The following is a 12,002-nucleotide window of genomic DNA, read 5'->3' as shown; positions in this document are numbered from 1 at the left end:
ATCAGTTAGCAACGCTTTTCACAGCAACAATCCACCGCTAAAATAAGCGGGTTTCATGCCCTCGGGTGGCAGTCTCAATTTGAAAAGGAACGGTTATTCATGGCTGGCAACAAGAAAAACAACCGCCGCGAAGAAATATTACAAGCACTGGCGCAGATGCTGGAATCAGCTCAAGGCAGCCAACGTATTACCACCGCTAAACTGGCTGCACAGGTCGGTGTTTCCGAAGCCGCTCTTTATCGCCACTTCCCAAGCAAGGCGAGAATGTTCGAAGGCTTAATTGAATTTATTGAAGATTCAATTACTACCCGCATCAACCGTATTTTAGATGACGAGAAAGACACGCTGAATCGCCTGCGTATGGTCTTACAGCTCATTTTGGGGTTTGCCGAGCGCAACCCGGGCTTAACTCGTATCATGACAGGTCATGCCTTGATGTTTGAGCAAGACCGCTTACAGGCGCGTATCAACCAGCTTTTCGAACGCATTGAAACCCAACTGCGTCAAATTTTGCGGGAACGAAGACTCCGTGAAGGTAAAGGCTTCCCGGTTGATGAAAGCATTCTAGCAGCACAGCTGTTGGGCCAAGTCGAAGGGAGTTTAAACCGCTTCGTGCGCTCTAACTTCAAACACAAACCAACGGCTAGCTTCGATGATTACTGGCGCCTGTTAAGCGCAGAGCTTGGCTAAGAGCAGAGGCGGGATCCTAGTTCCTAGAAATAGCGAACATAAAAAAGCGAGAGGTTTTCACCTCTCGCTTTTCTGTTTATGGTTCTGGCTTTTGCTTTTCCTAGGCACTAGAAACTAGGCTCTCGAACCTTACACGCCGTATTCAGCGCGGTATGCCTTCACCGCTTCAAGGTGTTCTTCCATACCCTGTTGCTCAGAAAGGTAGCTCACAACATCGCCCAGCGAGACAATCGAAATAACTGCACAACCAAAGTCGCGTTCAACTTCTTGAATCGCAGATAGCTCACCTTTACCTTTCTCTTGACGATCGATAGCCACCAACACACCAGCTAAGTCAGCACCATTCGCCTTAATGATTTCCATTGATTCACGAATGGCTGTACCTGCGGTGATCACATCATCAACCAACATGATACGACCTTCCAGTGGACTACCGACTAAATTACCGCCTTCGCCGTGGTTTTTCGCTTCCTTACGGTTAAAGCAGTATGGGGTATCAACATCATGGTGATCCGCTAACGCAACAGCAGTTGTTGTCGCGATTGGGATCCCCTTGTATGCAGGGCCGAACAGTACATCATAGTCAATTTTTGCATCCACCAAAGCCTCAGCGTAAAAACGGCCTAGTCGAGCTAAATCACGACCTGTATTGAATAGGCCCGCATTAAAGAAATACGGACTCTTACGGCCTGATTTCAGAGTGAACTCACCAAACTTCAATACACCTTTCTCTAGAGCAAATTCGATGAACTGACGCTGATATGCTTTCATGGTTTCTCCTTACATTTACGATAAAGTGCTTACAAACGCACACTAAATTTTTATAAAGCCACGGCACTTACAAAATTTAGACAAAAAAAAGCGGCTCCAATAGGAACCGCCTTAAAACTAACTAGCCAACGCTCGCTTCTGAACGTCGATAATGTCGTCAATGCCGCTCTTGGCCAGAGCCAGCATTGCCAATAATTCTTCATGACTAAAGGCTTCACCTTCTGCCGTGCCCTGAATCTCGATCATCTTACCTTCTTCGGTCATCACGACATTCATGTCGGTTTCAGCTGCTGAATCTTCTAGGTATTCAAGATCGCAGATCGGCTCACCGTTATAGATACCAACCGATACCGCAGCAACCATGCCTTTGAGTGGGCTTTTCTTGATCAGTCCTTTCTCAAGCATATAGCTAATTGCATCAACCAAGGCAACCATCGCGCCAGTAATCGCAGCAGTACGGGTACCGCCATCGGCTTGAATAACATCACAGTCAACCGTGATCATTTGCTCACCCAGCACTTCCAGATCTACCGCAGCACGTAAGCTACGAGCGATTAGGCGCTGAATTTCCATGGTGCGGCCACCTTGCTTACCACTTGCCGCTTCGCGGCGGTTACGCGAATGTGTCGCGCGCGGTAACATACCGTATTCTGCCGTCACCCAACCTTGGCCTTTACCTTTTAGCCAGCGCGGTACGTTTTCTTCTACGCTTGCCGTACAAATTACTTTGGTATCGCCAAACTCGACTAATACAGAGCCTTCGGCATGAGCTGTAAAATGACGAGTAATAGTAATAGGACGAACCTGGTTGGTACTTCTTCCGCTTGGACGCATCGGGGATTCCCTTTAGCTGGATGACATTAACCGGCGATTATAGCCACAACCGCTAGGTTGTGCACGCGAAACCCTTGCTCGGTTCAGCAAAGAGGCTGCCAATGCCGATTTTCCCACCAAGAAGGCAAGCGACCCTGAGATATCTTTTATAATCAATGGAAAGTATAATCAGCACTCCATAGAAACTGCGCTACCCGTTTTTTGTCATCGTTTAGGGGATCTCGCCACTAAATGAAATATGCAGTTATCTCACTTTTATTGAAAGGGCCATCAGCCAATGATTCATAGCATGACCGCTTATGCTCGTCGCGAAGTTAAAGGCGATTGGGGCACAGCCATTTGGGAAATCCGTTCGGTAAACCAACGTTACCTAGAAACTTACCTACGCATGCCAGAGCAATTTCGTAGCCTAGAGCCTGTTCTTCGTGAGCGTTTCCGTAAACGCTTAGCCCGCGGCAAAGTGGAATGTAACCTGCGCTTTGAAGCTAACCCTGCCGCTAGCAAAGAGCTAACGATTAATGAAGAGTTAGCCAAGCAAGTCATTAAAGCCGCAACATGGGTAAAAGACGCGTCAGGCGAAGGTAACATTGGTCCATTCCAAGTATTGAATTGGCCAGGTGTGATGGAAGCCCCAGAGCAAGACTTGGATGCTATCAATAAAGATTTACTTGTCGGCTTTGATGCTGCTGTTAATGATTTCATTGCCGCGCGAGCTAGCGAAGGCGAAAACATGAAAGATCTGATCGTCCAGCGTCTAGATGCTATTTCAGTAGAAGCCGCCACCGTACGCTCGATGATGCCAGAAGTCATTAAGTGGCAACGTGAACGCATCATGACTCGCCTCGAAGAAGCAAAAGTGGAACTTGATGCTAACCGCATTGAGCAAGAACTGATCATGATGGCACAAAAAAGTGACGTCGCAGAAGAGCTTGACCGTCTGGATTCACACGTAAAAGAAACCCAGAAAATCATGAAGAAAGGCGGGGCTTGTGGTCGCCGTTTAGATTTCATGATGCAAGAGTTCAACCGTGAGTCAAACACGCTGGCATCGAAATCAATCAATACCGAGATCACCGCAGCGGCTGTTGAACTGAAAGTTCTGATTGAACAAATGCGCGAGCAGATCCAAAACATTGAATAATTAGCACAGCATCGTGCAATCGAAAAAGGTGGCATCACGCCACCTTTTTCTTTTCAGCATCATGATTGGCATGAAATAGTGACAGAATCCATCTAGGCTTGATCTAACTGGCTGCAAAAAGATGAATTTTCAAGCAATCAGCCAATTTCAATTATGCGCAGTTCATGATAATCTGCGCGCCCTTCTATCACTGAGTGAAAATAGGCAATGAGCAAAGGTACTCTATACATCGTGTCGGCCCCAAGTGGCGCTGGTAAATCAAGTTTGATTAACGCACTCCTTGAAACTAATCCGACCTATGACATGAAAGTATCCGTCTCTCACACGACGCGTGGTATGCGTCCAGGTGAGAAGAACGGCGTTCATTACAATTTTGTCAGCGTAGAAGAATTTACTGAGCTAGCAGAAAAAAGTGCATTTTTAGAGCACGCTGAAGTATTTGGTAATTTCTATGGCACCTCTCGCCTTTGGATTGAAGAGCAGCTAAACAAAGGGATCGACGTATTCCTCGACATCGACTGGCAGGGTGCGCGTCAAATCCGCAAACAAATGCCACAAGCGAAAAGTCTGTTTATCTTGCCGCCATCAAAAGAAGAGCTAGAGCGCCGTCTAAATGCTCGAGGTCAAGACAGCGAAGCTGTTATTGCTCGCCGTATGCAAGAAGCGCGTGCAGAAATTTCTCATTTTAACGAATACGATTACGTGATCGTGAATGATGATTTCGATGCTGCCTTAATGGATTTTAAAGCCATTATTCGTGCAGAACGATTGAAGCAAGACAAACAAGCTGCTAAATATAACAGCATGCTAAATGCATTACTGGCGGAACAGTAAGTATTTTTGTACAATTTTCCCTCTTTATTTATAGATAACCACTGGAGTCCTCCATGGCACGCGTAACCGTTCAAGACGCTGTTGATAAAATTGGCAACCGTTTCGATCTGATCCAAATTGCTTCACGCCGCGCTCGTCAGATGCAAACTGGCGGTAAGGATCCATTGGTTCCAGAAGAAAACGACAAGTACACAGTGATCGCGCTTCGTGAAATCGAAGAAGGCCTAATCACTAAAGATATCCTAGATGCTCGCGAGCGTCAGGAACTGCAAGAGCAAGAAGCAGCAGAGCTAGCAGCAGTTAGCGCTATTGCAGGCGACCACCGTTAATTCAGGGAACCGGGCGAATTGTATCTTTTTGATAGCCTGAAAGAAGTCGCAACAGAATACCTGCCAGAGTCTCAAATTGAGGCTCTTAGGCAGGCCTATCTCGTTGCGCGTGATGCTCACGAAGGGCAGACTCGCTCCAGCGGCGAACCGTATATCATCCACCCCATTGCTGTAGCTCGTATCTTGGCGGAAATGCGCCTCGACTACGAAACGCTAATGGCAGCCCTACTCCATGACGTTATCGAAGATACTGAAGTCACCAAAGACGATCTCGATAGCCGTTTTGGCTCGACCGTAGCGGAACTGGTAGATGGTGTCTCTAAGCTGGACAAACTAAAGTTCCGCGACCGCAAAGAAGCGCAAGCCGAGAACTTCCGCAAAATGATCATGGCCATGGCCCATGATATTCGCGTTATCCTTATCAAACTGGCTGACCGCACGCACAACATGCGCACTCTCGGTGCCCTGCGTCCGGACAAGCGCCGCCGTATCGCCCGCGAAACGTTAGAGATATTCTCTCCGCTGGCGCATCGCCTTGGTATCCACAACATCAAAACCGAGCTTGAAGAGCTGGGCTTTGAAGCCTTATACCCAAATCGTTATCGGGTACTAAAAGAGGTCGTGGCTGCTGCAAGAGGTAACCGAAAAGAAATGATCAATAAGATCCACGCTGAAATCGAGGGCCGCCTCGAAGATGCGGGGATCATCGGCACGGTACTTGGCCGCGAGAAAAACTTGTATTCCATCTATAACAAGATGAAAAACAAAGAGCAGCGGTTCCATTCGATCATGGACATTTACGCCTTCCGCGTACTAGTTAAAGATCTGGATACCTGCTACCGCGTATTAGGACAAGTCCACAATTTGTATAAGCCTCGTCCAAGCCGGATGAAGGATTATATCGCCATACCAAAAGCCAATGGCTACCAGTCTTTGCACACCTCACTTGTTGGCCCTCATGGCGTTCCAGTTGAAGTACAAATTCGTACTGAAGACATGGATCAAATGGCAGATAAAGGGGTCGCGGCACACTGGGCGTATAAAGATGGCGAAAGCTCAAGCACCACAGCGCAAGTTAAAGCACAACGCTGGATGCAAAGCCTGCTTGAGCTACAGCAAAGTGCGGGTAGCTCATTTGAGTTTATCGAAAACGTAAAATCCGATCTGTTCCCAGACGAAATTTATGTCTTCACCCCAAAAGGACGCATTGTTGAACTGCCTGTTGGCGCAACAGCCGTCGACTTTGCCTATGCGGTACATACCGATGTCGGTAATGCTTGTGTAGGGGCGCGTGTTGAACGCCAACCTTACCCATTAAGCAAACCACTCAAAAACGGCCAGACCATTGATATTATCAGCGCACCGGGTGCTCGCCCGAATGCCGCGTGGTTGAACTATGTCGTCACCTCACGCGCACGGACCAAAATCCGTCAGGTGCTGAAAACCATGCGCCGCGAAGAATCAGTGACGCTTGGCCGCCGCCTGCTCAATCACGCATTGGGTGAGCTTAGTATCGATCAGATCGACGCTGACAACTTGCATCAAGTGTTGACTGACTTGCGCCTAGAAAACCTTGAAGATCTCTTAACAGAGATTGGCTTGGGTGAACTCATGAGTATTGTCATTGCCCGTCGTTTATTGGGTAGTAGCGATGAACTCTCAGAAAAAGAAACCGATCACCACTTGCCAATTCGCGGTGCTGACGGGATCTTGCTAACGTTTGCTAATTGTTGCCACCCGATTCATGGCGATCCGATTATGGCACACGTTAGCCCAGGCAAAGGCTTAGTGATCCACCGTGAAGAATGTTCCAACATTCGTGGTTATCAGAAAGAACCTGATAAATACATGGCGGTTGAATGGAGTGAAGACTTCGAGCAAGAGTTCGTCACCAACCTCAAAGTGGATATGCAAAACCACCAAGGTGCTCTAGCCGATTTAACCAATACCATTTCGGCAACTGGATCAAACATTCAAGGCTTGGCTACCGAAGAAAAAGACGGCCGCCTCTATACCATTACGGTAAGGCTCACCACCAAGAGTCGTATCCACTTGGCCGAAATTATGCGTCGGATCCGAGTTATGCCAAATGTGGTTCGCGTTTCTCGGCAGAAAAACTAACTAACGAAAGAGGCTTACATCTCTTTCGAACATCTACTCAAACGCCCGTTTTCGGGCGTTTTCTTTATGGCAGAAAGCAACACTATGACACCTGATCGCTTCGAACGAATTCAATCTGTTCTTGTTACTCGCCAGCCAGATCTCACGGTCTGCATGGAAGAAGTCCACAAACCTAATAACGTTTCAGCCATCATTCGTACGGCCGATGCCGTTGGGGTTCATAAAGTCCATGCAGTATGGCCGAAAGATGGTATGCGAGTCCTCAGCCACACCTCAGCAGGTGCTCGTAATTGGGTCGAACTCGAGACCCATGATTCAATGGTCAATGCTGTTAGCACGCTCAAAGCACAAGGCATGCAAGTACTCGCGACTAACTTATCTGACACCGCGATTGATTTTCGTGAAGTGGATTACACCAAACCGACTGCGATTATCTTAGGCGGCGAAAAAAATGGGATCACCGCTGAAGCCCTGTCGATGGCCGATCAAGATATCATCATCCCTATGGTTGGCATGGTACAGTCGTTAAATGTGTCTGTGGCCAGCGCATTGATCTTATATGAAGCACAGCGCCAGCGCCAAAATGCTGGTATGTATAACTTGGAAAAGACCCAGTTGTCGGATGAGGTCGTCCACCGTATTCTATTTGAACGCGGTCATCCCGTATTGGCGAAAGTTGCCCGCCGTAAGGGCTTACCTTACCCACCACTTGACGAAGCTGGCCAAATTGATGCCGATGAGCAATGGTGGAGCATTATGCAGGCAACGGAACCAAAGAAAACCAAACATTTACCCTAGATGGAATAAGTCATGAGCGGACAACTACTTGATACCATAGCCCTAACGGAATTATCTGGGGTCGGTGCCAAAATGGCAGAAAAGCTGGAGAAAGTGGGTTTGCACACCGTGCAGGATTTACTGTTCCACCTGCCGCTCCGCTACGAAGACCGCACGAGGATCTGGCCTATCGCCAGTGCCATGGCAGGTCAACACCTAACTATTCAGGGTGAAGTGCTCAACAGCAGCATTACTTTCGGCAAGCGCCGTATGTTCACCGTGAAAATAAGCGATCAGACCGGCAGTGCCACCCTGCGTTTTTTCAACTTTAATGCCGCAATGAAAAACAGCTTCGCAGACGGCAAACAAGTCAAAGCCTATGGCGAAATCAAACGCGGCAAGTTCGGTCTTGAAATTATCCACCCAGATTACAAAGTATTTTCCGAGCCCACCGAACTCAGTGTAGAAGAAACCCTAACCCCCGTTTACCCAACTACCGACGGTTTACGCCAGTTGACCTTGCGTAGCCTGACCGATCAAGCGTTACGACTACTCGATAAATCAGCCGTTCGTGAACTGTTACCAGAAGGGCTTTATGATCGCCAAATGACGCTTTCACAAGCGCTGCACCTTATGCACCGCCCTACGCCCGACGTATCGCTCGACCAACTAGATGAAGGTAAGCACCCTGCGCAGCAGCGATTAATCATGGAAGAACTACTGGCGCAAAATTTATCCATGCTCGCCGTTCGCCATAACAGTCAACGTCATGCTGCTTGGCCGCTTGCAAATAGTAATAAGCTAAAACAACAACTACTCGATAGCTTACCGTTTAGCCCGACAGGTGCTCAGCAACGCGTAGTCAATGATGTTGAAACCGACTTGCTTCAGCCTCACCCTATGATGCGTCTCGTCCAAGGTGATGTCGGCTCGGGCAAAACGCTCGTAGCAGCCCTTGCCGCTTTGAGAGCCATTGAGCATGGCTATCAGGTGGCGCTTATGGCGCCAACGGAACTCTTAGCAGAACAACACGCCATCAACTTTGCCAACTGGCTCAACCCAATGGGGATCAACGTGGGCTGGCTCGCAGGCAAGCTAAAAGGCAAGGCACGAGAGCGCGAGTTGGCGAACATCGAAAGCGGTGAAGCCAAAATGGTGGTCGGCACCCATGCTTTGTTTCAGGAGCAGGTGGTTTTTAATAATCTCGCATTGGTGATCATCGACGAACAGCACCGCTTTGGTGTACACCAACGATTAGAGCTACGTGAAAAAGGCGCCAATGATGGCCGCTTCCCACACCAGCTGATCATGACGGCGACCCCTATTCCACGCACATTGGCAATGACCGCCTATGCTGATTTAGAAACCTCAGTCATTGATGAATTACCGCCGGGACGTACCCCGATCCAAACCGTCGCACTACCCGACTCACGCCGCCAAGAAATCATCGAGCGTATTCGTGGTGCCTGCCTGAATGAAGAGCGCCAAGCCTATTGGGTCTGTACCCTCATTGATGAGTCAGAAGTTCTGGAAGCACAAGCAGCCTCAGATACAGCTGATGAGCTGACCGCACAGCTACCCGAGCTGAACATTGGCTTAGTTCATGGCCGTATGAAACCAGCAGAAAAGCAGACAGTCATGAAGCGCTTCAAAGACGGTGAACTGCATTTACTGGTCGCAACAACGGTGATTGAAGTGGGCGTCGATGTACCAAACGCCAGTTTAATGGTCATTGAAAACCCTGAGCGCCTTGGCCTTGCCCAACTCCACCAGCTACGAGGCCGTGTTGGACGAGGTAGTGTCGCTAGCCACTGTGTACTGCTCTATCATGCCCCGCTGTCAAAAACTGCCCAGAAGCGCCTAGGAGTATTGCGTGACAGCAGTGATGGTTTTGTTATCGCTCAGCGCGATCTCGAAATCCGAGGCCCAGGCGAATTGCTTGGTACTAAACAAACCGGTATTGCAGACTTTAAAGTGGCGGATTTAATTCGTGACCAGCACCTGATCCCTCAAGTGCAAAAGCTCGCTCGTTATCTACACGATAATTACCCAAGCAATGCGGCAGCCATTATCGACCGTTGGCTGGGCCAGCGCGACAATTACTCAAATGCTTAGCCTCTTTACGTCATTCAGTCGCAAATAAATATCAACAAAAAAGCCAGTGCATTACTGCACTGGCTTTTTATATAGTGAATCAATAAGCTACCAACAATAAACTAGCTTAGTTTCTTACCGCTAGTACTCACCAACGGTAAGCTCACTTGTACTTTTAAGCCACCTTGGCTGCGATTGGTCACTTGAATGCTGCCTTCGTGTTGGTCAATGATACGCTTCACGATAGCTAGCCCAAGCCCTGTACCTTCATTATCAGATCCCCTCGCTGAATCACCCCGAGTTAACGGCTGAAACATCTTTGCGACCTGATCAGGCGCAATGCCCGGACCATCATCCTCAACACAGTACCACGCCATTTTACGATCGGCGGTAACACCACTGGAAATTTTCACCCAGCCATTGCCATAACGCAGTGCATTCACCACCAAATTAGCAACAGAACGTTTAATAGAAACACCGTTGGCCTGAATAAAACCCTGAATTTCAGCAAGTTCAAGCTCAATTTTACGTTCGTAGCCACCTTCGGTTTCGGCGATCTCTTCCAGTAAAATATTAAGGTTAAGCTCTTCTTCCGCCTGCTTCTTGGTTGATTTCAGATATTCCATAAACTGACTGATGATCTCATTACACTCTTCCGTGTCTTTGATCATGCTCTCTGCCAAATAACCATCTTCCGGTGACATCATCTCTGTTGCCAAACGAATACGGGTCAAAGGCGTACGCAAGTCATGGCTAACACCTGCCAGTAGTAAAGCACGGTCGTCTTCGAGTTGCTTGATCCCTTCCGACATATGATTAAATGCCTTGGTTACCGCTCGAATTTCCGATGCACCACGTTCAGGTAACACGGGAGGCGTTTCGCCACGTGCTACTTGCAAGGCCGCATTTTCCAAAGCAACTAATGGCCGATTCTGAATTCGAATAAACAGCCACCCCCCCGCAATCACCATAAAAGCAATGATCAGGCTGTAATGAAACAGCGGAGAGAAGTCATCTTCTTGTAACTCTGATAGCGGGATCCGCATTAAGTAGCCAGGAATCGCGTCGCTTTTCATCCAGAGTACATAACTCTCGGTCCCGAGCACCAACCGCACCTCAGTCGGAGAATCAAGTTCATCCGTCATTTCATCACTGAGGTACTCAATAACCGTCGCCTTAGTAAACTCTTCGAGATCAACATCATGCTTCGGATCTGATCCGTCTTCAGCGTGTAATGTTACCCCTAGCTGCTCAAGTAACTGGCGTCTTAATGGCGTATCGAGGTGAAAAGAATGTCCGTCAGCAAGCTGAACATCTTCTTTGAGCATTAACCTGACTTCGTAGGCCAATATTCGATTAAATTGTTGAAGGCTCGGTAATAGCGCGTAATTTAAAACCGCCAGATACGAGAAAATCTGGCTTGAAATCAACAAGCCAGCCAACAAGATCAGCGTACGGGTGAAGGTACTGCGGGGCGAAAATCGCATGGCTTACGCCTCGCTACCATCCGGTACAAATACGTAGCCCAAGCCCCACACCGTCTGGATGTAGCGTGGACGACTTGGATCTTCTTCAATCATTCGGCGCAAGCGTGAAATCTGAACATCAATCGAACGTTCCATTGCTGAATATTCACGGCCTCGAGCCATGTTCATCAGCTTATCACGCGACATAGGCTCACGTGCATTGGTAACTAACGCTTTTAGGACAGCAAATTCGCCAGAGGTCAATGGCATCGATTCTTCGCCACGGAACATCTCACGCGTACCTAAGTTCAAGCGGAAGTCACCGAACTCGATCACTTTACTGTCAACACTTGGTGCACCTGGTGCTTCAATAGTTTGACGTCGTAGTACCGCACGAATACGGGCAAGTAACTCACGCGGGTTAAATGGTTTCGGCAGATAATCATCAGCACCGACTTCTAACCCAACAATACGATCAACCTCATCGCCTTTCGCGGTAAGCATTAAAATAGGCAGCATGTTATTGGCGTTACGCAAGCGGCGACAAATAGACAGGCCATCTTCACCTGGCAGCATCAAATCCAACACCATCAAGTGGAAAGTTTCACGCGATAATAAGCGATCCATCTGCTCACCATTGGCCACACTGCGCACCTGAAAACCTTGCTCAGATAGGTAGCGCTCAAGTAGCGCACGTAGACGCATATCGTCATCAACAACCAGAATCTTATAATTTTCCTGCATATATCACCTTACTTGCATCGATCTACATTATCGTGCTTTGTGCGTATTCTACTCGACACACCCATCGGTTAGCTGAAAATTGCCGCTAAAATAAGCGCAAAATTGTTACCGATTATGTCCAGCACGTCGGCATAACTGATATCACGATCTTATTACTTCACCGCGACAATATATCTTCTACCTATTAAACTAACTTAAATT

11 protein-coding genes are annotated in these 12,002 nt (G+C 48.1%); 7 read left to right on the top strand and 4 right to left on the bottom strand.

Going from position 1 to position 12,002, the window contains the following annotated elements; all coding sequences use genetic code 11:
* Nucleotides 1-99 precede the first annotated feature (99 nt).
* Nucleotides 100-690, top strand: coding sequence for a nucleoid occlusion factor SlmA (slmA, locus tag L4D09_RS06030; protein WP_428456585.1), 591 nt, complete (start codon nucleotides 100-102; stop codon nucleotides 688-690).
* Nucleotides 691-819: 129 nt separating this feature from the next.
* Here slmA and pyrE read toward each other — a convergent pair whose 3' ends face one another.
* Nucleotides 820-1,461 (bottom strand): orotate phosphoribosyltransferase, encoded by a 642-nt coding sequence (pyrE, locus tag L4D09_RS06025; RefSeq protein ID WP_428456584.1) that lies wholly within the window; start codon nucleotides 1,459-1,461, stop codon nucleotides 820-822.
* A 117-nt stretch (nucleotides 1,462-1,578) separates the two neighbouring features.
* Nucleotides 1,579-2,295, bottom strand: a complete 717-nt coding sequence (gene rph / locus L4D09_RS06020) for a ribonuclease PH (protein WP_428456583.1) — start codon at nucleotides 2,293-2,295, stop codon at nucleotides 1,579-1,581.
* Nucleotides 2,296-2,572: 277 nt separating this feature from the next.
* Here rph and L4D09_RS06015 point away from each other — a divergent pair, with 277 nt between their 5' ends.
* The 6 genes from L4D09_RS06015 (at nucleotide 2,573) to recG (ending at nucleotide 9,612) form a co-directional block, all read left to right on the top strand.
* Nucleotides 2,573-3,436 (top strand): YicC/YloC family endoribonuclease, encoded by an 864-nt coding sequence (locus L4D09_RS06015; protein ID WP_428456582.1) that lies wholly within the window; start codon nucleotides 2,573-2,575, stop codon nucleotides 3,434-3,436.
* Between the two features lie 207 nt (nucleotides 3,437-3,643).
* Nucleotides 3,644-4,270, top strand: a complete 627-nt coding sequence (gene gmk, locus L4D09_RS06010; RefSeq protein WP_428456581.1) for a guanylate kinase — start codon at nucleotides 3,644-3,646, stop codon at nucleotides 4,268-4,270.
* A gap of 53 nt (nucleotides 4,271-4,323) precedes the next feature.
* The gene (gene rpoZ / locus L4D09_RS06005) at nucleotides 4,324-4,599 is read left to right on the top strand and encodes a DNA-directed RNA polymerase subunit omega (RefSeq protein ID WP_036821454.1); all 276 of its coding nucleotides are present in this window, start codon (nucleotides 4,324-4,326) and stop codon (nucleotides 4,597-4,599) included.
* Nucleotides 4,600-4,617: 18 nt separating this feature from the next.
* Nucleotides 4,618-6,720, top strand: coding sequence for a bifunctional GTP diphosphokinase/guanosine-3',5'-bis pyrophosphate 3'-pyrophosphohydrolase (gene spoT, locus L4D09_RS06000; RefSeq protein WP_428456580.1), 2,103 nt, complete (start codon nucleotides 4,618-4,620; stop codon nucleotides 6,718-6,720).
* A gap of 84 nt (nucleotides 6,721-6,804) precedes the next feature.
* A complete protein-coding gene (gene trmH / locus L4D09_RS05995; RefSeq protein ID WP_428456693.1) occupies nucleotides 6,805-7,518 on the top strand; it encodes a tRNA (guanosine(18)-2'-O)-methyltransferase TrmH in 714 nt (237 codons plus the stop codon).
* A 12-nt stretch (nucleotides 7,519-7,530) separates the two neighbouring features.
* On the top strand, nucleotides 7,531-9,612 hold the full coding sequence (recG, locus tag L4D09_RS05990; RefSeq protein WP_428456579.1) for an ATP-dependent DNA helicase RecG: 2,082 nt from the start codon (nucleotides 7,531-7,533) through the stop codon (nucleotides 9,610-9,612).
* 101 nt (nucleotides 9,613-9,713) lie between these two features.
* On the opposite strand, the gene envZ is transcribed toward recG, so the two are convergent.
* Together envZ and ompR are read right to left on the bottom strand one after the other, a co-directional pair.
* A complete protein-coding gene (envZ, locus tag L4D09_RS05985) occupies nucleotides 9,714-11,078 on the bottom strand; it encodes a two-component system sensor histidine kinase EnvZ (RefSeq protein WP_428456578.1) in 1,365 nt (454 codons plus the stop codon).
* Nucleotides 11,079-11,081: 3 nt separating this feature from the next.
* Nucleotides 11,082-11,801: an osmolarity response regulator transcription factor OmpR gene (gene ompR / locus L4D09_RS05980; RefSeq protein ID WP_428456577.1), complete on the bottom strand. Its 720-nt coding sequence runs from the start codon at nucleotides 11,799-11,801 to the stop codon at nucleotides 11,082-11,084.
* Between the last annotated feature and the right edge of the window lie 201 nt (nucleotides 11,802-12,002).

The sequence above is a fragment of the Photobacterium makurazakiensis genome (assembly GCF_050336715.1).
In the GTDB taxonomy this organism is placed as follows: domain Bacteria; phylum Pseudomonadota; class Gammaproteobacteria; order Enterobacterales; family Vibrionaceae; genus Photobacterium; species Photobacterium makurazakiensis.
The sequence above is the reverse complement of the archived record's forward strand: the minus strand, read 5'-3'. Positions and strand labels throughout refer to the sequence as shown.

Coding starts and splice junctions, on each gene's coding strand:
- rph (WP_428456583.1), bottom strand. CDS start 2,295: ATGCGTCCAAGCGGAAGAAGTACCAACCAGGTTCGTCCTATTACTATT.
- pyrE (WP_428456584.1), bottom strand. CDS start 1,461: ATGAAAGCATATCAGCGTCAGTTCATCGAATTTGCTCTAGAGAAAGGT.
- ompR (WP_428456577.1), bottom strand. CDS start 11,801: ATGCAGGAAAATTATAAGATTCTGGTTGTTGATGACGATATGCGTCTA.
- recG (WP_428456579.1), top strand. CDS start 7,531: ATGAGCGGACAACTACTTGATACCATAGCCCTAACGGAATTATCTGGG.
- L4D09_RS06015 (WP_428456582.1), top strand. CDS start 2,573: ATGATTCATAGCATGACCGCTTATGCTCGTCGCGAAGTTAAAGGCGAT.
- trmH (WP_428456693.1), top strand. CDS start 6,805: ATGACACCTGATCGCTTCGAACGAATTCAATCTGTTCTTGTTACTCGC.
- rpoZ (WP_036821454.1), top strand. CDS start 4,324: ATGGCACGCGTAACCGTTCAAGACGCTGTTGATAAAATTGGCAACCGT.
- gmk (WP_428456581.1), top strand. CDS start 3,644: ATGAGCAAAGGTACTCTATACATCGTGTCGGCCCCAAGTGGCGCTGGT.
- envZ (WP_428456578.1), bottom strand. CDS start 11,078: ATGCGATTTTCGCCCCGCAGTACCTTCACCCGTACGCTGATCTTGTTG.
- slmA (WP_428456585.1), top strand. CDS start 100: ATGGCTGGCAACAAGAAAAACAACCGCCGCGAAGAAATATTACAAGCA.